A 20,866-nucleotide genomic window follows, 5' to 3' on the forward strand; every position below is an offset into this window, starting at 1 on the left:
TCGCTCCTAAAATATCTATTTTATTTAGTTTAGCATGCTTATGAATAAATCTAAATAATCAAATTAATTCATTCAAAATCCTTGGACGACTCAAGAGCCATCGTTTCATCCAATTCAACAATGCCTTCTACATGGCCAACTCTTATATAAGCCGAATACAATCCAGCAATTTGTGACGCATGTACAATGATGTCTTAACCCAAACACCTACTGCTTTTGCTCTGTTACGCATGCTATCACAAAAAATTAAGGAGCTGTCATGAAATTTTCACATCAGCTCCTCTTATAGTCAATCCTTCTTATATTTCCCTATCCTAACATGATTATTATTTTAAATAACCAGTTAGCTGCAATACCTGCACATAAACCACCTATCGTATGGGCAAAAATTGCTTTTCCTGTTAGCTCTCTGCATTTTAAACTATCCATCATTGCTGTATGCGTACTTAAATAACCGCTCCAGCACATGCACATAGCTGTAAATACAGCAATGTCATTGGCATTTGCAAGACCTTCTTTAATCATATTTGGAATAAGCCCTATGGCTGCACCTGCTGCACCTAATGAAGTAATTGGTACAGCAATAGCTTCTGGTGATGAAAACCCAAATAATGGCTGTAAAATAAATGTCAGCTTTTCTCCGATAACCGGTAACAACCCGATTCCTTCATAAGCCGCACCTGTATAAACCCCCTCTGAACCTGGTCCATTTGTTAACATTAAGACAAATGTACAGATAATAAGTACACCCGGAATAATCGCCATTCCCATACCTACTCCTGAATGCCCGCCTTCAAGCATCGCATTCATAAAACGTTCACCAATACTTCCACTTCTTACTTCTCTATAATTAATAAAATCTGTTTGGTAGCCAATATTTTCTTCACACCACGCCTGCGTACCATAATATGCCTTTGTATAACGCATCATAATTTTAGTACTTACAATACTTCCTACTATAGCACCAATATTTCCAATGACCACTGCAAGGCCTAAATGTTCGCCTACACCTGGAATCCCTACCATAAAAACAGTAATCATAAGTCCCATTCCGAAGGCAGTCCCTAAGTTTGTTAAAGCTGGCAGTTGATATTTCTTGAAATATTGTCTAAATCGCTTGTCATCACAAAGCGTTAAGATCGCTGGATTATCAGAAAAATAAGTTGTGAGTACACTCATAATACTTGCTCCTGGCAAATCATATAACGGTTTCATAAGCCAAGCCAAACCTTTATTAATAAGTGCCAAGCCGCCAAACTCTGTGAGTATTCCTGCAAAGGCTCCTGCAAGTACTGCAATTGCCATAATATAAAATACAGTGTTAATTAAAAGGTCAAAGGATGTATTAAGCATCGTGTTAAACATATTGGATAATCCCATTTTAGTGGCAAGTATACCAAAACCACCAAATGTAAGAACTAAACAAACAATACCTTCCACACTTACCGCCTTTTTGATATGTCCATTTTGCCTATTATCTTCCTTCATATAAATATTCCTTTCTTGTCATCTCATTCTAGCTTATTTGTAGCATATTATAGATTTCACATGTATAAATTTTAGTTCTGCATAACCTTTAGTCATGTGAAATGATTGGGAGAAACCACTCTACCTACATGTATATTTCAAGTTTTAGTTGGTTTCTCTATATAGATTTCACATGTATAATATTTAGTTATTCATAGCCTTTAGTCATGTGAAATCATTGGGAGAAACCATTCTACCTAAATGTATATTTCAGGTTTTAGTTGGTTTCTCTGTATTTGCTCCCTACTATGCACATTATTTGTATTATAGGTTATTTTTGCCATTATCGTCAACTTAATCAACTTTAAATATTAGTGTAAATTATCATAAATAGGTATATAATAAAAAAGACATAAGCCTAGCAAATAATTACGGCTTAGGGAGGAAAAAAATGACTATAATTAATCGTAATGATCCATGTTGGTGTGGCAGCGGACAAAAATACAAAAAATGCCACTTAGCCTTTGATGAAAAGCTTATGCTTTTAGAACGTCAAGGTGAAGAAGTTCCATCAAGACAAATCATCAAAACTAAAGAAAATATTGAAGGCATCAAAAAAAGTGCTGCCCTTAATAATGCTATTTTAGATTTAGTAGGTACTAAAATTCATGCTGGTATGAATACAGAAGAAATCAATACCCTCGTTCATAACTACACTGTTGAACATGGCGGCATTCCAGCACCACTTAACTATTCAGGTTATCCAAAAAGTGTATGTGTTTCAATTAATAATGTAGTATGTCATGGTATTCCATCTGAAAATACCATTTTACAAGAAGGCGACATTGTTAATGTGGATGTAACAACCATCTTAGATGGCTACTATGCTGACGCTTCTCGTATGTACATGATTGGCGAGGTGAGTCCTGAAGCCAAACGTCTCGTTGAAGTTTCTAGAGAGTGTATGATTAAAGGTATTGAAGCCATTAAACCATGGGGCCACCTTGGCGATATTGGTGCCGCTGTCAATGCCCATGCTAAAGCAAATGGCTACTCTGTTGTAATTGACCTCGGTGGTCATGGTGTAGGTAACGATTTCCACGAGGAGCCTTTTGTGCCTCATGTAGGCGTTGAAGGAGAAGGGATGCTTCTCGTACCGGGTATGGTGCTTACAGTTGAGCCTATGATTAATGCAGGCGGCTATGAAGTATACATTGATGAAGATGATGAATGGACAGTTTATACAGAAGATGATTCACTCTCAGCACAATGGGAACATACCATACTCATCACAGAAGATGGCGTAGAAATATTAGCTTATTAGACAACAAAACTAAAATAAGGTACTATGAAACTATTGCTAGTTTTATAGCACCTTATTTTTATACACTTTACTAACTATAATTTAACTTCTATGGCTACGCCATAGTGGTCAGACACCACCGCTCTATTGATGCCGTTAAATATGACCTCGGATTTTATCACTTGTACTGGCCTATTTGTAAAAATACAGTCCAGTCTCAAGCCTACATTATTTTCTTCCCATCCATGAATTTTACCTTGTACTGTAATGCCGCTATCTTTAGTTGCTGCAAGATGATACGTATCTAGCCAACCAAGGTTTTGCATATACTCATACCCTTTACCTTTTACATTAGCATTACTATTGAAATCCCCCATTAGAAAACTTCTTCTTGATTTATTTAATTTTTTATTTAAACAATCAATTTGATTCTTAACAGGTTCTTCCTCATCATCCCACCAGCCTAGGTGACAACTATATAAATCAATTTCTTCACCTTGATAGCGTATAGTGGCTCTTACAATTTTTCTGGCCTTCCAATTTAAGGTGTCTTCAATCTGACTTACAAAAAAGCTTTCCTTACGCACAATGGGATGTTTACTCAGTAAACATAATCCTTCTTCATAAACCTGAAAACCAATATGTGAAAAATCCCATACCACTTCATATTTAGGTCCATTTAATTTCTGTAATGCTTCTTGAAGAATCACCATATAATTATCACTTTTTAAATTGTCTTTAAACTGCTTGCCTAACATATGTTGGCTTACCTCTTGCAAAGCAATCACGTCAAAATCTTCCGCTTTAATAACTTGGGCCAAGTAGTTAATCTTATCTAATTGATGATCTTCCTGCCAAGAATGACAGTTTAAAGTTAATATTTTCATGCCATTATACTCCTAACACATCCTGAATATGAGATTTTAAAACATCTGCCTTTGGCCCATAAATTGCTTGGACGCCGCAGTCCTTGATAATAAGTCCAAGTGCACCATTTTGTTTCCACGCTTCTTGTGTACCTACTTTGTTTATATCTTTAACTGTCACACGAAGTCTTGTCATACACGCATCTACATCTTCAATATTTTCTTTACCACCTAAGAGGGCAATAATATTCATTACTTGATTATTACCTTCAACCTTTTCTAAAGCAGTGTCTTCTTCATTTTCCTCATCCGTATAATTACCGTTACGACCTGGTGTACCAATATTTAACTTTTTAATTAAGAAATTAAATACACCAAAATTAAGGAAGAAGAATACAATACTTGTCACAATGAAGTTAATTACATCCATACCAATGCCTGCACTAATCATCATAGGAATACGTGTGATAAATTCAATACACCCAAAAGCATGTACTCTCAAGTTAATAATGTCTGCAAGGGCAAATCCAATGCCTGTAATAATTGCATAAACAACATATAAAACTGGTGAAACAAACATGAACATAAATTCAATCGGTTCTGAAACACCTGTTAAAAATACTGCAAGTCCTGCTGATAAAAACATTGTTTTGTACTTTGATTTTTTATCTGCATCTACATTACGATACATGGCAAGGGCAATTCCACCAAGTGATGCAGTTGATAAAATAACTTGACCCACTTTAAAACGTGCTGGTGTAACTGTCTCTAAAAGATTACTATAAGCTGTCATATCGCCTGCTGCTTTTAAGTTGTTAAGGTCTGTAATCCAAGCAAGCCATAATGGGTCTTGCCCTGCCACAACTTGTCCTGCTGCACTGCCAGTAAGCATTGTATATACGCCGCCTAACTCCGTATAGTTCATAGGTACTGTCAGCATATGGTGAAGTCCAAATGGTAATAACAGTCTTTCAAGTGTCCCATATACAAATGGTGCTAAAACAGGCGCCGTATCTTGTGAAGTCGCAATCCATTGACCAAAGCTATTAAGGCTCCCTTGAATAAATGGCCAAATAACAGATACAATGATTGCTACAACTGTTGACCCCAAAATAACTACAAAAGGTACAAAACGTTTACCATTAAAAAATGCTAATGCAGGTGGTAACTTATCAAAGTCATAATATTTATTATACAGATATGCCCCTAAGAAACCTGAAATAATTCCTACAAACACACCCATATTTAGTGCAGGTGAACCTAAAATAGAAGTAAAATAATCACCTACTATCATTTCATGACCTAATAAGCTTGTTACTCTAGCTGTTCCATCTGCTAACATATCACTTGTCACACCAAATATTGCACCTGTAATGCGATTTATTAATATAAATGACAGCAGTGCTGCAAAGGCTCCGCCTGCACGTTCCTTTGCCCAAGAACCACCAATCGCTACTGCAAATAGGATATGCAAATTCCCTATAATTGCCCAACCGATATCTTCCATTACACGCGCAATTGTTTGAATAATTGCTGCATCAAAGTTCATACCTAAAAGTTTTGCAAGGGAAATCATAATTCCTGCTGCTGGCATAACTGCAATTACAACCATAAGTGCCTTTCCAAATTTTTGCCAGAAATCAAATGAAAACACTTTACTACGTTTAATTTGTGCGATCATCCTTGTACCTCTCAATGCTAGTATTTTTATTAGTCGATATGTTGTTACTTATTCCTCATTAACGTAACTTATAAAGTCTTGCCTCATAAGGTCTTAAAACAAGCTCTTCACTTACTTCCTTGTAATTATTAAGGATGAGCTGTGCTTCTTCTGGCACTTCCTTAGTGACTGCTTCTCGCTTTGTTAAGTTACAAATGATTAAAAATTCGCCTTCCTCATCTTTTCTTGTATAAGCGTAAACTTGTGGATTCATTTCATCAACAAGCGTACACTTACCATTTATAAAGGTTTTATAACTTTTTCTCAGTTTAATAAGTGATTTATAAAAATTAAGGATAGAATCTTCATCTTTTAATTGTGCTGCCACATTAATTTGTTCATAATTAGGGTTCATCTCAAGCCAAGGCTTTCCTTTTGTAAAGCCGCCATTAGCACTAGCATCCCACTGCATAGGGGTACGTGCATTATCTCTTGATGCATGCCATTCATGGCGAAGCGCCTCTTCTTCATTCATACCCGCTTGTATATGTTTAAAGTAACGATTATGTGTTGCGACATCATTATAACAATCAATCGTCTTATAATGTACATTCGTCATACCGATTTCTTGTCCTTGATAGATAAATGGTGTACCTTGTTGCATAAAGTACATCATCGCTAATGCCTTACTACTTTCTGCCCAATAGTTTTCATCATCTCCCCATTTAGAAACAACACGTGTTATATCATGGTTTTCAATAAATAATGCATTCCAGCCTTTTCCATATAAAGCATCTTGCCATTTACTTAAAACCTTTTTAAGCGCTAATATATCTAGTTTTTCTTCCTCTTCTTGATCCCAAAGATCTAAATGCTCAAATTGGAAGACCATATCGAATTTACCATTTGTATCTCCTACCCAGAGATGCGCATCTTCAGCACTTACACCATTAGCCTCACCTACTGTTAAGATATCATACTTTGCAAAAGTATTTTCTTTAAGTTCACCTAAAAATTCATGAATACCTTCTACATTCATATGCTTATCAAAAGATGATACATACTGTAAATTATCTGGATTTGGCATATCCTTTAGACCTGGTTCCTTTTTAATATGGCTAATTGCATCTACTCTAAAACCATCAATGCCTTTATCTAACCACCAATTTACCATTTCAAAAAGTGCCTGTCTTACTTCTTTATTTTCCCAATTTAAATCTGGTTGTCGTTTACTAAATAAATGTAAGAAGTATTCATCCGTTGTGTCATCATATTCCCATGCAGAACCGTGGAAAATACTTTCCCAGTTATTTGGCTCCTTACCTTCTTTACCTTCTCGCCAAATATACCAATCTCTTTTCTTGCTATCCTTAGAGGCTCTAGATTCAATAAACCATGGATGTTCATCTGAAGTGTGGTTAATTACAAGGTCCATAATCAATTTCATGTCCCTTTTATGCACCTCATTAAGAAGCTCATCTAACTCTTCCATTGTGCCAAATTCTTTCATAATCGCCTTATAATCACTAATATCATAGCCGTTATCATCATTTGGTGACTGATACATCGGACAAATCCAAATTACATCCACACCTAAATCTTTTAGATAATCTAATTTTGACATAATTCCTTTAATATCACCAATACCATCACCATTCATGTCCATAAAACTTCTTGGATATATTTGATAACCTATTGCTTCTTTCTTCCAGCTCATATCTTCCTCCTGTGCAACCGGTTTTATTGCAATTAAAAAATTTTTTCTTGAGTTTATTATATCACTTGGAAACGGTCTGTGCAACCGTTTCCATTATTTTTTATTTAAAAGATTGGCGACGTACTAATTTTGTCTCAATAATTGCATGTTCATGCTGTTTTTTATCGCTTTCAAGATACTCCACGAGTAACTTAGCTGCTGCATAACCTAACTTGTTGCCATAAATTTCAACAGAACTTAATGATGGTTTTTGATATTCTGCAAGTGCTGTATTGTTAAATCCAATGATTGCTTTACCTTTAATATTCTTTTCTTCTAAATACTTATTAACCCCAATAGCAAGCAAATCATCTGTCGCAATAATTGCCGTTGGCAATTCACTTAGAAGCATCTCTTTCATCGCTTCATAGCCTATCTTTTCTGTAAAATCATCGCCGTGATAAGTAAGCTTTTCATCAAATTCTATACCGTGCATCTCTAATGCTCTTTTATAACCTTCTAAACGGTCTTTTGAAACTGTCCATTTTTTCTTCGCACTAATAAATGCAATTTTCTCATGTCCTTTTCTAATAAGCTCTTCAACAATTTCATATGTTGCCCCAAAGTTGTCATTATCTACCCAAAGCGCTGAGGTTTCTCTTCCTGGTCTTCCTATCACAACAAAAGGGAATTTAGCTTCTCTTAACTTCTTAATTGTACGGTCATTTTCTTCTGATTTTAAAATAATAATACCATCTACTGCACCATTTGTACTAAACTCTTGGATATTACGTTCTTCTTCTTCATCTTTTCCAAAGGCATACATTAAAAAATACTTTCTTTCTTGTGCATATACACTAATCCCTAGCATCATTTGAATAAAAATAGGGTTTCCGAAAGAAGCTTCTACGTCAATTGGTAAAATAACACCTATTGTTTTCGTTTGATTCTTAGCAAGGTTCCTTGCCATAATATTAGGCTTATACCCTAATCTTTCAATTACTTCATTAACTTTTCTTTTAGTTTCTTCACTAATACGTTCGTTATTGGAAAGCACTCTAGAAACAGTGGATTTCGCTACGCCTGCTTCACGGGCTACATCATTTATTGTTACCTTCACTTTTCCTTCTCCTCTTATTATAATATTTTTGATTATACCCTATTTCCCCGCTTTTATCCAATATTGTCTTTAACTAAAAATAGACTGCGCCATTTTGCCCAGTCTACACATTAATAATGATTTATTTTATTAAATTAATCTAATCACTTATTTTTTTCATCCCTGCTCAGTACAGCCCCCATAAACATTCCTGTAAATAGCATCCCTGAAATAGCTATAATCGATGTAATAATCTTTGCTAAACTTGTACTTGGTCTAATATCTCCAAAACCTACTGTTGTAAAAGTTACAATCAGATAATAGAATAAGTCCACCATTGCCTCTTTTGTTAAATGCTCTGCTGCAATAAAGTGATGGGCTTTTACATTCATATAAAATTGCACAAATACAAGCAGTGCATATAAATTCATTAAAATAATACCCAACCATGTTAAAATACTTTTTATCTGCACCTCTTTACTAAGATGCAGGCCCTTCCCTATCACAATATGTATAATCTCACCATACACTATACAGGTACTTAATAGCAGTGTTAAAAAGGTAAGATGAATTTCAAATACGCTACACATCTTAGGCATATGCCATAAAATAATCAGAGGTGCACAAATAGCAAATACCCCATTTAAAGTCAGCATCCTACTATATGTCTGTAACCAATCTAATGTTGCCACCATTACCTTGATAAGCCATGTACCTACAATGAAGGTTATACCAAAAACAACTATTCCTTCTGTATAAGAGGCTATTCTAAGCGCATTTAACATGCTGATTATGGTCACTACCATAACTTGTAACAGACCAGCTAACCGTTCCCCCTTGTCTTTACTCCTGCAATATGGCATTAACCACTCTATCAATGGACTCTTTTTGTTTCTTTCTATTTTGTACTTGAACGGGACATTCTCTGTTAAGCCCACAGTTTTACCATGTGCTATATACCATATCCCTAATAACCCTATGAGCAGCACTATATACATATTCTTCACACTTTCTCATGTTTTCTTTCTTTCATTATATTCCTTTTTTTAAAAAACATGACAAGCCCGAGTAATGACTGTTCCTTATAAGTGTTTATCCTTAAATATAGACTTTTAACGACTTTGCTTCTTTTCTCTGTCTTAGTTTCCTTAAAGTTCTAGCTTCTATCTGTCGTATGCGTTCTCTTGTAACATGAAATACTTTCCCAACTTCTTCAAGTGTCCAAATTTCTCCATCTTCAAATCCAAATCTTAGTTTAATAATTTTCCGCTCACGCTCTGATAGGCTAGAGAGTATTTCCTCGATTTCATCATGCAGCATCGTACATTCTGCTTCTTTGTATTGATCTGATATATTGTCATCTGCAATAAAATCAGCTAAAAATGAATCTGTCTCTCCCCCTATAGGTGTTTCTAGAGAAACCGTATCATGATATAAAGGAAGTATCTCTTCTATCCTTTCAATGCTCATGTCCATCATCTCGGCAATTTCAAAAAGCGCTGGGTCTCTATTATAGTCTGTAATGAATTGTTGAGACTTACGTCTTATTTTATTCATAGTATCTTGTAAATGTACTGGCACTCTAATATTCTTCGATTTATCTGCAATAGCCCTAGTAATTGCTTGACGAATCCACCACATGGCATAGGTGCTGAATTTATAACCTTTATGATAATCAAACTTTTCTACAGCCTTAATAAGTCCTATATTCCCTTCTTGAATTAAATCTAGTAAAGATAAGCCACTCCCTTTTACATATCTTTTAGCCACACTGACAACTAACCGTAAATTCGCATTGGTTAACTCTTCCTTGGCACTTAAATCTCCTTGCTCCATACGAATAGCCACCGCCAATTCTTCCTGGGCTGTTAACAGTGGAATTTTACCTATTTCCTTTAAGTACATACGTATAGAATCTTCTGTCATATCTTCAGTTAATTCTTCTGTTATTTCTATTTCTACTACTACTTCTTCTACCATTTCCATTTCTACTTCTTCCGCTATTTCCACTTCTTCCTTCATCATAACTGAGTTTTCATATAGCTTATGATTCTGGACGGCATCATGGGGACTAGTATATACAACCAAACGTTTTACTTCTTTATCTTTTATCATAACTCTTAATCTCTTCCCATTTTTTATTACAAGCGCGTACATATACCATAAAAAAGGAGCTGTCAGCAGCCCCTTTTTTATAAAATGTTCTAGGTTATTCTAAATACCCATCCATTTTATATGCATTATATTGCTTTCTAATTTTTACAATAAGTGCTCCATCTGGCTGCTCTATTGTTTCTTCAACCTTGTATTTTACATTGCCCTTATCTAACTTATTGCAATAAATTTCAAAATCTCGTTTTGGATTTGCATCATTCATTGCATCAAATCTTATTGTTTGTAACAAACAAGCACTCATTATTCTTCTCACTTTTAATCTCCCTTTCTCATTTTATCTATATAGTAGAAACAGCTTCCTTAGCAAGCTGTTTAACTCTGTTTACAATAAACGCCTTAACTTCACTTTTGTCCATTCCCAGTGCAATTGCTAATTCATTGTAAAGATGCTCCTCTGCCATTTGAAAATACTTTTTGTCTCCCATAATCGCTTTTTTCCCTGCTGCAAGTCTTGCCTTTTGATTAAGATACGTTGTTTTTATAATTCGAACAAGTTGTTTACAATCACAACTACGTAATGCTTCTTTATATAAGATTTCTTTTTTCTTGTCATCATCTACTACAAAGATTTCAATATCTGGTATCTCATCTACAAGTGCCTGTGCTTCTTCTTTTGTCAAAATAGGCCTCATGATAATCTTTTCATTATCTACAGGTGTAAATACTGTACTTTCGCTGGCGTAAACGGGTCTTAATGTATAATACATGGTCTCTTTCTCAATACCACTTACCTCCAAGGGCCCCACTTCTTCCACCTTGCAGACACCATTGGCACCACAAATCATATAATCTCCAACATTAAACATGATACGTGATTCTCCTTTACTTATTAAATCTCTATATATATTGTATCAAATTAATTGGCTTTTTGTAAGAAATTTTTGTTTTTTATTATAAAATCCGTCTATTTTTACGCATATACTACCCCTTGTTTTTTGTGCACTTTTACCATACACTATCACTTATTTCATTATACAAAGAAAAGCAAAAACACAGGGATACTCGCCTTAACGCCCTGTGTTTTTGCTTTTTATACTTCTTCAGATATAGCCTTCTTTAACTGCATTTTAAAATACTTAATCATCCCATTTAGGTCTTCCATATCATAATAACCCTTATTCTTTAATGCCATAGCACCTGATAAATTTCCTAGGCAATGACCTAAATGATAAAACCTCATTCGCTCTTCATCCATTGCCTGATTAACAATTTTCTCATAACTTGTGCCAAATCGAAGCTTTAAGAAGCTGGCTTCCTCTTCTACATCCCCATACTTAGCACCTTCAATGTCAATTAAAAAAGCCTCATTATTTTTATTGACCATCACATGATTAGGTCCTAATTCTCCGTGAATAAAGGTATATTCTTTTCTTGGCTTTATTTTTTTAGCCAATTGTTCTACTTTTTCTTCTAACACTTCATACATTTTTTTATTTAACTGATCCATTTCACTTAAGTATGCAACATCTCTTTTTACCCCTTCCAAAGAAAATTCAATGATATTAAAGTCATATGCCTGTAAATGCTCTAACTGTCCTACTGTTTCACATTTAATACAATGCAGTTTTTCTATGTTCTCCGCCAAAGAAGCCAATACCTGCTCTAGTCGATGCGGGGCGTTGTTAATCACTTCATCCATATCCGTTCCATCTATATATTCTGCAAAAGCATAGGCATACTGCTGCTCATTTTTATTTCTATCCATATAATATAACTTAGGGACACGCACACCTACTTCACACATCTTGTAATTATTTAATTCAAATAACTTTGCACTACTCGATAAGAAAATATCATTTTCTTCATCATATGAAAAATAAGAGGTTGCTTGGTCCCATATGTAAATCACAAAATTAAAGCCATTTTGCGTTTTTGCCAAATAAGTATGTTTCTGTGCTCCCCCTAATAACCGTTCCATGCTTTGCAGTTCATACCTATTCCCAAAGACTTCTTTAACCTTTTGCATCATGAATCTTCGTAAATTTTCCATATCTCCTGCCCCTATCATTTTATATCTCCTTATTCTATCGCTTCATACTTAAAAAATTTCATAAACAATAAAGCTATCATAATAGGTGGCAGTGAACCTAATAAAACCATTATCCCACCTTGTCCTATACTCATATTCATACTTAAGACAGAATTGCCACCTACAAAACACTGCCCAATAAACGAAGAGAGCCAATCTACTAATCCATGTACAATTATAACTGCCCATAAGTTTTTGCAAAGTATATATATGACTGCAAATAATACCCCCGCTACTGCTGCATTAATGGTTTGAACAGCTACTGTTATAGGGTCCATAAAAAAGAGATTGGGTATATTATTTAATGTTCACTATGTTCTATGTTAAGCTGAGTAAATATAGCTTCTTTTCCATTAGAATCTACTGCATATAAACCAATCATTACCCCTGTAAAGCCTCCAGCCACTTCTGAAGAAAGATATCTTGTATCAGCATGCCCCATATTGATAAGTTGCTCTTGTGTTTTCACAAAAAAGTTATAGCCATATGCATCTGCTTCAACAATTAACTGTACTTCTTCTTTCCCAATAGACTGAATCTTTTCTTCTTTAGAAATACATCCTATTGTTAGCCTTAATACTGCATTGCCCCCTTGATCCATATATAAATCATAATGATGCTTTTCATCTTCAAATAAAGTCACGCCAGTTTCCTCACATTCACTTTGCACTTTACAAGAGATATTCATCTCAAACTCACTTTGACGTATAGCTACAAAAGTTGGCGTACCCCCATTAAATAGGGTGTCCACGTTTCCTTTTAACTTCAGATAATCTTCACCAAATTCATAGTTTTGCGCCTCATAGGTTCTTAAAAAGCACCATTCCTTATGCTCATTAAGATTGCAAAACGTTTTTGTAAATGAGAGCTTTTGAGGCGCGAAGGACACACCTGGCACATCATATGTGAGGTGCGCTGTGCCATCTCCCATGTAAAACCAGCCCTCTTGCCATGTTACTGGTACAAGCACGCACTCCCTACCTAAATGATGATAAGCTGCCCACTGTCCTGCTTGTCTAAAAGCAAGATGCATAAACCACCACTGACCATCTTTTCCTTCTATGATGTCCCCATGACCCGCTCCTTGTAAAATGTAACCGCCTAAATTACGATTAGTCAGTACAGGATTGTTCTTAAATGGCTCAAATGGTCCCCACATACTTTGGCTTCTTGCATAGTTCACCATATGGCCATATTCTGTGCCGCCCTCAGCATCTAATATGTAATAATATTCCCCAATCTTATATAAATGAGGTGCCTCTATAAATCTTCCTCCTGTACCATGCCAAAGTGGTTTTGTATCACTCAGCTTTTTCCCTGTTTCAATATCTATCTCACACATTTGTATAAAAGAAGAAATCCCTAAATCATCATAGCCATTACTCAAAAAGTAAGCTTTATCTCCTTCAAAATAAAAGGATGGATCAATGCCATCTTGTTCAACCGTTATAGGCTCAGACCACTCACCATATATATCATCTGTATATACATAAAAATTCACCTTAGTTGTTGCATTCGTTGTTACCATATAAAATCTACCCTTATGATAACGTATAGTCGGTGCAAATATACCGCTACAACTTTGGGTACCTGTTAAATCAATTTGGCTTGTACGCGTTAAACAATGCCCAATTTGTTTCCAATTTACCATATCCGTACTTTCAAAAAGAGGTACCGCTGGAAAGTACTGAAAAGAACTGCATACCATATAATATTTATCTCCTACACGGCACGCACTTGGATCTGGATACATTCCTCTTAATACTGGATTTTTATATTCCACAATAAATCTCCCCCATTTTCATCTCATCATATTATTATTTATTTCTCTTATTACTTTACATGGATTACCTACTGCTACAACATTAGCTGGTATATCTTTCGTCACCACGCTTCCTGCACCAATCACACTGCCATTTCCAATTGTTACACCTGGCAAAATAATAGCACCTCCACCAATCCAGACACCTTCTCCTATTGTAATCGGTAACGCATAGGTTCTACAAAAATATTCTCCACTTCTTTCATCCCAATTTGGTGTTAACCTTTCTTCTAACTCTACTGGATGTGTAGAAGTATACATCTGTACATTAGATGCAATCAAAGTATTACTGCCAATTGTAATTTTATTGCAATCCACTAGCGTACAATTCATATTAATAGACACATTATTTCCTATATGAATATGACACCCATAGTCACATATAAATGGCGCCCCTATGGAAACATTTTTTCCAACACTCCCTAGCATTTCAAGTAAAATCTGCCTTTTTTCCTCTTTTTGTTCATATTGCAACATATGATACTTTCCTAACAACCTTCGTGTTTTTGCCTTATATTCCAAAAAAATAGGTGCATGACAATCATAAATTTGTCCTGCAAGACACTTCTCCAATTCAGTCAATTTATTTTCCCCTCCTATCATTCTTCTGACCACGCTGCGTCATTTCTCATCCTCATTTCTATATTCCCTAAAAAATTATCTCATCTTATTTTACACGTATATTCTAATTATTTAAATATTTTTATTAACTCATCAACTTGTTCCAATTAACTCATTCACTTCTCTTCTCATCTTACGGCTGTCATTACAAGATAGTTATGCAATAAAACGAGTCCCTCACCTGCCAGTCTACCTTGGAAATAATTTGATGACACGCTTAGTGAAGGAATATAAAGCGTTTTTAGGCAGATTTTCTGAACGAAGTGAGTTATCTGCCGTTGCTTTGTATTCCGAACTTAGCGTAGCACAATAAAACGAGTGCTCACAAATTACATAGAGTGTAGCTGGTGGGTGAGGGACTCATTTGCGGCCCTTTACTGCATTCCCACTATCTTATACCGATTACAATCTCGATTTAAAATCCTCATACCCGAATTTCTTAATCACTTGTAATCCTTTTTCTTCATTATAAAGGCATATTGAAGGAAGATTAATGCCATTAAAAGTATTATTTTTAACCATTGAATAAATCGCCATATCACAGAATACTAATCGATCGCCTGCCGCTAGTGGTTTATCAAAAGAGTAATCTCCTATCACATCACCCGATAGACAAGTCTGGCTGCCTAAACGATAAGTATAAACCTTTTCACCTGGCTCACCTGCTCCTATGATTCTTGGACGATACGGCATTTCTAAAACATCAGGCATATGGCAAGCTGCTGATGTATCTAATATTGCAATATCGATGCCATTCTTCATAGTTGTGAGTACTGTGGAAACTAAATATCCTGTGTTTAATGCTACAGCTTCACCTGGTTCTAAATAAACTTCAATATTGTATTTGTTTTTAATAAACATAATACAATCAATTAACTTTTGGATATCATAATCTTCACGTGTAATATGATGACCACCACCGAAGTTAATCCACTTCATCTGATGTAAATAGTGTCCAAACTTTTCATCAACTACTTTTAAAATACGTTCAAGTGTATCTGAATTTTGCTCACACATAGCATGGAAATGAAGACCTTCAATACCTTCTAATGACTCTGGCTTTAAGTTAGCCAATGTTGTTCCCATACGTGATCCTGCAAAGCAAGGATTATAAAGATCTGTTTCAACTTCTGCATATTCTGGGTTAATACGAATACCACAACTGATATGATGGTCAGCATTTTGAATGCGGCTACGATATTTTTCCCATTCTTCACATGTATTAAATACAATATGACCACAGTATTTCATAATCTCATCAAATTCATCTTCGCGATATGCAGCTGCATAAATATGCACCTCTTTACCCATTTCTTCATAGCCTAATCGTGCTTCAAAGAGTGAACTTGACGTCACCCCACTTAAGTACTTCCCGATAAGCGGGAAAGTACTATACATGGAAAATGCCTTTTGCGCTAAAAGAATATGGGCGCCTGTGCGGTCTTCCACCGATTTTAGAATTTCTAAATTTTTAATAAGGAGTGCCTCATCCACCACATAGCTAGGTGTTGGGACCTTGTTAAAGTCTAATGCCATCTCGTTCTCCTTAATCTACAAATTTAGGGTCAAATGATTCTTTCCATGGTAATCCCCATTCATTTAAAGCGTCCATGAATGGATCTGGATTGAATTCTTCTACATTATAAACACCTGGTTTTTTCCATTCACCTTTAAGGAGCATCATGGCACCAATCATAGCTGGTACACCCGTTGTGTAAGAAATAGCTTGTGAACCTACTTCTTTGTAACATTCTTCATGGTCACATACATTGTATACATAGTAAGATACTGGTTTGCCATCTTTGACACCACGGTAAATACATCCGATGTTTGTTTTACCTTTTGTACGTGGTCCAAGTGATGCTGGATCTGGAAGTACTGCTTTTAAGAATTGTAAAGGTACAATTTGTTTGCCTTCAAATTCAATTGGTTCGATAGATGTCATCCCAACATTTTCTAAAACTTTTAAGTGTGTTAAGTAATTTTGTGAGAATGTCATAAAGAAACGAATTCTTTTGATGCCTGGCATATTAAGTGCAAGTGATTCTAATTCTTCATGATGTAAGAGATACATATCTTTTTCACCGATTTCTGGGAAGTCATAAACACGTTTGATTTCCATTGGCTGCGTTTCTACCCACTCACCATTTTCAATATAGCTACCTTTTGCAGTTACTTCACGGATATTAATCTCTGGATTGAAGTTTGTAGCGAATGGATAACCATGATCCCCTGCATTTGCATCTAAGATATCAATATAGTGAATTTCATCAAAGTAATGTTTTAAAGCATAAGCAGAAAATACCCCTGTTACACCTGGGTCAAATCCACAACCTAAAATAGCTGTAAGACCTGCTTTTTCAAAACGTTCTCTATAAGCCCATTGCCATTTATATTCAAATTTAGCGGTATCAAGTGGTTCATAGTTTGCTGTATCTAAATAATGTACACCTGTTTCAAGACATGCGTCCATAATTGTAAGGTCTTGATATGGTAATGCCACATTAATAACGATTTCTGGTTTAAATTCATTAATAAGGGCTACTAATTCTTCTACATTGTCAGCATCTACTTGTGCTGTTTGAATTTTAGTTTTGCCGCCATCAAGTTTTGCTTTTAAGGCATCACATTTTGATTTTGTACGGCTTGCGATACAAATCTCTTCGAATACCTCAGAATTTTGACAACATTTATGTACTACTACGCTAGCTACACCACCAGCACCAATAATTAGAGCTCTACCCATTAATTTAATCCTCCTAAAATTTAATAATATATATACTAAACGTTAAACTCATAAAGACCTTACGTTTATAGCAATTTAATAGTGTCTCATTTATTTTAATAAATCTAAGATATAGTTAGGAAGTGCAAAACTTCCACGATGAATCCATGTATTATAATACTTTGTATTAAGGCCAAATTTTTGCCATGCATCCTCTTGTAAATCTTTAATCGGATGCAACCTCTTCGACGCAAAGCCAAATAACCATTGTCCTGAAGAATAGGTTGGAATATTAGCACTATAGAACTTTGTTACTGGAAATATATTCACAAGCTTTTCATATGCCATTTCAAGTGAATTGGCATGCATTTGATAATATGGACTTTCATGCTGATTAATTAAAATCCCATCTTCTTTAAGTGCTTTATAACAGTTGCCATAAAATTCCTTAGTGAAAAGCCCTTCACCTGGTCCAAATGGATCTGTAGAATCCACTAAGATTAAATCATACTCATTTTGTTTTCCACGTACGAATCTTAGGCCATCTTCAAAATACAGATGCACTCTTGGATCATCTAATTTACAGGCTGTCTGCTGTAAATAGGTCCTACAAGCTTTAACTACCATCTCATCAATTTCAACAAGATCAATATGTTCAATAGTCTGGTATCTTGTAAGTTCTCTTACAGTACCACCATCACCACCGCCAATAACTAACACCTTTTTCGTATTAGGATTTACCGCCATTGGCACATGTACCATCATGTCATGATAAATAAATTCATCACGCTCTGTTACCATCATTAACCCGTCTAGTGTGAGAAAAGTACCAAACTCATAAGACTTCATAATATCAATACGTTGGAATTTACTTTGCTCCGAACACAAGTGTTTATCAACTTTAATTGAAAACTTCACATTTGGACTATGTTCCTCTGTATACCATAATTCCATTTTCCCACTCCTCTCATAGTTTCTAGATCTATACTTCTTATTCTTGAATCACAATATTGATACGTTCTATATTAATATCTTCTGTCCCTGTTAAGAAGCAGCCTTTCTCCTTTGCATAAGCGATATAATTTAAAATATCCCTTGTGATTCCTTCACCTGGTGCCAAAATTGGGATACCTGGTGGATAGCACATCACAAATTCGCTGCAAATCTTCCCTTCACTTTCATTAATGGGAATAGATTTTTTAGGTGAATAAAATGCATCCTGTGGTGTCATTGCCACAATAGGATCGATATATTCATGGTCAAACATGCCGCTCTTATCATTTGTATGTAAACGTTTAATCTCAGATAAAGCTGAAATTAATCTTTCAATATTGAGTTCTTTGTCGCCTACTGAAATTATAGCCAGTACATTTCCAATATCTCCAAACTCTATCTGAATGCCATAATCATCTCTTAACATGTCATAAACTTCAATGCCGGCAAGCCCAATATCACGTGTATGAATTGATAGCTTTGTTACATCAAAGTCATATACTGTATCGCCATTAATAATCTCTTTTCCAAAGGCATAATAACCGCCTATTTTGTTAATTTCTTCTCGGGCATAACTTGCAAGTTCCATCACACGGTCAAAAATAGCTTTCCCATTGATTGCTAGATTTTTTCTTGAAATATCTAGTGAGGACATTAAAAGATAAGAACCACTTGTTGTCTGTGTCAGATTAATAATTTGTCTTACATATCCTTCGCTCACTTCATTGTTAATCAGTAAAAATGAGCTTTGGGTTAGTGAGCCACCTGTCTTATGCATACTAACAGCTGCCATATCTGCACCTACACTCATAGCTGACGCGGGCAGTGCTTCATTGAAATAAAAATGTGTGCCATGCGCTTCATCCGCTAAAACTAACATACCATGTTCATGTGCAAGTTCAGTAATTGCCTTAAGAGGTGAACAAATTCCATAATAAGTTGGATTGTTAACAAGTACTGCTTTTGCATCTGGATTTTGTAAGATTGCACGCTTTACATCTTCATAAGACATTCCTAGTGGAATACCCAATTCTTTATTCACACCAGGGTTCACATAAATTGGTACAGCACCACATACAACAAGCGCATTGATTGCACTGCGATGCACATTTCTCGGCATGATAATCTTGTCACCACGTTTACATGCTGTCATAACCATAGCTTGAACGGCTGATGTTGTACCACCTACCATGAAGAAAGCATGTTTGCTACCAAAAGCTTCTGCTGCTAATTCTTCCGCCTCTTTAATGACTGATACTGGATGACATAAGTTATCTAATGGTTTCATAGAATTTACATCCACTGTCATACAATTTTCTCCTAGAAAATCTGTGAGTTCCTTATTTCCTTGACCGCGTTTATGACCTGGTACATCAAAAGGAACAATACGCATTTTTTTATAGCGTTCAAGCGCCTCATAAATAGGCATTTTTTCTTGTTTATTCATCAGCCCAATTCCTTTACATAATATTTTATACCGCTTCACTCAACTTACTTTTCACTCTATTACAGTGCTTTATAATATTTTATGTATAATATTTATTTTCACCTTTAAGTTAATATAAAAATTAAAACGAGTTTTTTAGTTTTATGTTTTCAATTTATTTACCGTCAACATTTTACAATATAGTTCACCAAATAGCAAGAGTAAATATTAATTATTTTGTTTACATATACTTAACTTTTGACTTCAAAAACACATTTTTCGACTATTCAAAAATAGATAAACCCTCTATTATCATAGTATTTAAGGTTTTTCAAAACTAAACTTTTTATTTAGAAATTCCTCTTTTTTATTTTTAAAAATAGGATTTTTACTAAACATAAGTAACTTTTATTGTGCAAAAAGCTCCATAAATCTATTCACCAGCACTGTACTTTGTGCACGTATCATAGGTAATTTAGGCGCGATGCCTTTTTCAGTTCCTGTCATTACTCTTTTCGAATTATTCATACAACTGATGGTCTTGCATAGTCCGCAATAGTCTTTAAATCTGAATAATTATTCATCAAGCTAAAATCTACTTCATTTAAATCCAATATATTCATCTTTTCTGCTATATAGCTTTCACCTTTATATAGACTTCACATTTATAAACTTTGATTATTCATGATTTTTAGTCATGTGAAATACTTTTTATCTACATGTACATTTTAAGGTTTTAGTTGGTTTCTCTATAAACACCCTCATTACCTCATATCTTGTCTAGATTTATTGTCATTTGTTAAAAACTTATTTTCTCCTCTTCCTTTAGTCAAACGCTTTCCCTTAGCATATGCAAGGTAGTTTGCATAATATGCAGCTTGCGAAATATCATTAAAATTTCCTTTTTTTGCATATTCATTCATAACAACTTCTTTTCATTGGATAATTCCTTATTTTTAATAGCAAAGAAGCTATAAAACTGAG

19 protein-coding genes and 1 pseudogene are annotated in these 20,866 nt (G+C 35.0%); 1 reads left to right on the forward strand and 19 read right to left on the reverse strand.

Annotation, left to right across the window (positions count from 1 at the left end; genetic code table 11):
* Nucleotides 1-80 precede the first annotated feature (80 nt).
* Nucleotides 81-235 (reverse strand): annotated as a pseudogene (locus AC1VAQ_RS00900) (IS1595 family transposase); the annotation flags it as partial.
* A 74-nt stretch (nt 236-309) separates the two neighbouring features.
* Nucleotides 310-1,488, reverse strand: coding sequence for a CD0519/CD1768 family membrane protein (locus AC1VAQ_RS00905; RefSeq protein WP_302597912.1), 1,179 nt, complete (start codon nt 1,486-1,488; stop codon nt 310-312).
* 439 nt (nt 1,489-1,927) lie between these two features.
* Here AC1VAQ_RS00905 and AC1VAQ_RS00910 point away from each other — a divergent pair, with 439 nt between their 5' ends.
* Nucleotides 1,928-2,791, forward strand: a complete 864-nt coding sequence (locus AC1VAQ_RS00910) for a methionyl aminopeptidase (protein WP_334306957.1) — start codon at nt 1,928-1,930, stop codon at nt 2,789-2,791.
* Nucleotides 2,792-2,865: 74 nt separating this feature from the next.
* Here AC1VAQ_RS00910 and AC1VAQ_RS00915 read toward each other — a convergent pair whose 3' ends face one another.
* The 17 genes from AC1VAQ_RS00915 to AC1VAQ_RS00995 form a co-directional block, all read right to left on the reverse strand.
* Nucleotides 2,866-3,657: an endonuclease/exonuclease/phosphatase family protein gene (locus AC1VAQ_RS00915; protein ID WP_302597916.1), complete on the reverse strand. Its 792-nt coding sequence runs from the start codon at nt 3,655-3,657 to the stop codon at nt 2,866-2,868.
* A 4-nt stretch (nt 3,658-3,661) separates the two neighbouring features.
* The gene (locus AC1VAQ_RS00920) at nt 3,662-5,317 is read right to left on the reverse strand and encodes a PTS transporter subunit IIBC (RefSeq protein ID WP_330697558.1); all 1,656 of its coding nucleotides are present in this window, start codon (nt 5,315-5,317) and stop codon (nt 3,662-3,664) included.
* A 58-nt stretch (nt 5,318-5,375) separates the two neighbouring features.
* The gene (locus tag AC1VAQ_RS00925) at nt 5,376-7,013 is read right to left on the reverse strand and encodes a glycoside hydrolase family 13 protein (RefSeq protein WP_302597918.1); all 1,638 of its coding nucleotides are present in this window, start codon (nt 7,011-7,013) and stop codon (nt 5,376-5,378) included.
* Nucleotides 7,014-7,113: 100 nt separating this feature from the next.
* Nucleotides 7,114-8,112: a LacI family DNA-binding transcriptional regulator gene (locus tag AC1VAQ_RS00930; protein ID WP_302597920.1), complete on the reverse strand. Its 999-nt coding sequence runs from the start codon at nt 8,110-8,112 to the stop codon at nt 7,114-7,116.
* Nucleotides 8,113-8,255: 143 nt separating this feature from the next.
* Complete coding sequence (locus tag AC1VAQ_RS00935) at nt 8,256-9,089, reverse strand: potassium channel family protein (protein ID WP_302597942.1); 834 nt, start codon at nt 9,087-9,089, stop codon at nt 8,256-8,258.
* Between the two features lie 100 nt (nt 9,090-9,189).
* The gene (locus tag AC1VAQ_RS00940) at nt 9,190-10,206 is read right to left on the reverse strand and encodes a sigma-70 family RNA polymerase sigma factor (protein WP_302597921.1); all 1,017 of its coding nucleotides are present in this window, start codon (nt 10,204-10,206) and stop codon (nt 9,190-9,192) included.
* 94 nt (nt 10,207-10,300) lie between these two features.
* Nucleotides 10,301-10,519: a protein pyrBI gene (locus AC1VAQ_RS00945; protein ID WP_302597922.1), complete on the reverse strand. Its 219-nt coding sequence runs from the start codon at nt 10,517-10,519 to the stop codon at nt 10,301-10,303.
* Between the two features lie 25 nt (nt 10,520-10,544).
* Complete coding sequence (locus AC1VAQ_RS00950) at nt 10,545-11,072, reverse strand: CarD family transcriptional regulator (RefSeq protein ID WP_303244080.1); 528 nt, start codon at nt 11,070-11,072, stop codon at nt 10,545-10,547.
* A gap of 224 nt (nt 11,073-11,296) precedes the next feature.
* Nucleotides 11,297-12,256: an aminoglycoside phosphotransferase family protein gene (locus AC1VAQ_RS00955; protein WP_302597924.1), complete on the reverse strand. Its 960-nt coding sequence runs from the start codon at nt 12,254-12,256 to the stop codon at nt 11,297-11,299.
* 29 nt (nt 12,257-12,285) lie between these two features.
* Entirely contained in the window at nt 12,286-12,573 is a 288-nt protein-coding gene (locus tag AC1VAQ_RS00960) for a CPBP family glutamic-type intramembrane protease (protein ID WP_302597925.1), read from the reverse strand.
* Nucleotides 12,574-12,596: 23 nt separating this feature from the next.
* Entirely contained in the window at nt 12,597-14,078 is a 1,482-nt protein-coding gene (locus tag AC1VAQ_RS00965; RefSeq protein ID WP_479903384.1) for a glycoside hydrolase family 43 protein, read from the reverse strand.
* Nucleotides 14,079-14,096: 18 nt separating this feature from the next.
* A complete protein-coding gene (locus AC1VAQ_RS00970) occupies nt 14,097-14,699 on the reverse strand; it encodes a sugar O-acetyltransferase (protein ID WP_302597927.1) in 603 nt (200 codons plus the stop codon).
* A gap of 441 nt (nt 14,700-15,140) precedes the next feature.
* The gene (gene nspC, locus AC1VAQ_RS00975) at nt 15,141-16,274 is read right to left on the reverse strand and encodes a carboxynorspermidine decarboxylase (protein ID WP_302597928.1); all 1,134 of its coding nucleotides are present in this window, start codon (nt 16,272-16,274) and stop codon (nt 15,141-15,143) included.
* Between the two features lie 10 nt (nt 16,275-16,284).
* On the reverse strand, nt 16,285-17,484 hold the full coding sequence (locus tag AC1VAQ_RS00980; RefSeq protein WP_302597929.1) for a saccharopine dehydrogenase family protein: 1,200 nt from the start codon (nt 17,482-17,484) through the stop codon (nt 16,285-16,287).
* A 90-nt stretch (nt 17,485-17,574) separates the two neighbouring features.
* On the reverse strand, nt 17,575-18,417 hold the full coding sequence (gene speE / locus AC1VAQ_RS00985) for a polyamine aminopropyltransferase (protein ID WP_302597930.1): 843 nt from the start codon (nt 18,415-18,417) through the stop codon (nt 17,575-17,577).
* A 37-nt stretch (nt 18,418-18,454) separates the two neighbouring features.
* The gene (locus AC1VAQ_RS00990) at nt 18,455-19,903 is read right to left on the reverse strand and encodes an aminotransferase class I/II-fold pyridoxal phosphate-dependent enzyme (RefSeq protein ID WP_302597931.1); all 1,449 of its coding nucleotides are present in this window, start codon (nt 19,901-19,903) and stop codon (nt 18,455-18,457) included.
* A gap of 743 nt (nt 19,904-20,646) precedes the next feature.
* Nucleotides 20,647-20,805, reverse strand: coding sequence for an S-layer homology domain-containing protein (locus tag AC1VAQ_RS00995; RefSeq protein WP_302597932.1), 159 nt, complete (start codon nt 20,803-20,805; stop codon nt 20,647-20,649).
* Nucleotides 20,806-20,866 lie beyond the last annotated feature (61 nt).

It is taken from the genome of Cellulosilyticum sp. (genome assembly GCF_982396655.1).

Bases quoted from the DNA above. Each gene is read 5' to 3' on its own strand.
- speE (WP_302597930.1), bottom strand. From the start codon at position 18,417: ATGGAATTATGGTATACAGAGGAACATAGTCCAAATGTGAAGTTTTCA.
- AC1VAQ_RS00990 (WP_302597931.1), bottom strand. From the start codon at position 19,903: ATGAATAAACAAGAAAAAATGCCTATTTATGAGGCGCTTGAACGCTAT.
- AC1VAQ_RS00950 (WP_303244080.1), bottom strand. From the start codon at position 11,072: ATGTTTAATGTTGGAGATTATATGATTTGTGGTGCCAATGGTGTCTGC.
- nspC (WP_302597928.1), bottom strand. From the start codon at position 16,274: ATGGCATTAGACTTTAACAAGGTCCCAACACCTAGCTATGTGGTGGAT.
- AC1VAQ_RS00960 (WP_302597925.1), bottom strand. From the start codon at position 12,573: ATGGACCCTATAACAGTAGCTGTTCAAACCATTAATGCAGCAGTAGCG.
- AC1VAQ_RS00915 (WP_302597916.1), bottom strand. From the start codon at position 3,657: ATGAAAATATTAACTTTAAACTGTCATTCTTGGCAGGAAGATCATCAA.
- AC1VAQ_RS00935 (WP_302597942.1), bottom strand. From the start codon at position 9,089: ATGTATATAGTGCTGCTCATAGGGTTATTAGGGATATGGTATATAGCA.
- AC1VAQ_RS00925 (WP_302597918.1), bottom strand. From the start codon at position 7,013: ATGAGCTGGAAGAAAGAAGCAATAGGTTATCAAATATATCCAAGAAGT.
- AC1VAQ_RS00995 (WP_302597932.1), bottom strand. From the start codon at position 20,805: ATGAATGAATATGCAAAAAAAGGAAATTTTAATGATATTTCGCAAGCT.
- AC1VAQ_RS00980 (WP_302597929.1), bottom strand. From the start codon at position 17,484: ATGGGTAGAGCTCTAATTATTGGTGCTGGTGGTGTAGCTAGCGTAGTA.
- AC1VAQ_RS00905 (WP_302597912.1), bottom strand. From the start codon at position 1,488: ATGAAGGAAGATAATAGGCAAAATGGACATATCAAAAAGGCGGTAAGT.
- AC1VAQ_RS00920 (WP_330697558.1), bottom strand. From the start codon at position 5,317: ATGATCGCACAAATTAAACGTAGTAAAGTGTTTTCATTTGATTTCTGG.
- AC1VAQ_RS00955 (WP_302597924.1), bottom strand. From the start codon at position 12,256: ATGGAAAATTTACGAAGATTCATGATGCAAAAGGTTAAAGAAGTCTTT.
- AC1VAQ_RS00940 (WP_302597921.1), bottom strand. From the start codon at position 10,206: ATGATAAAAGATAAAGAAGTAAAACGTTTGGTTGTATATACTAGTCCC.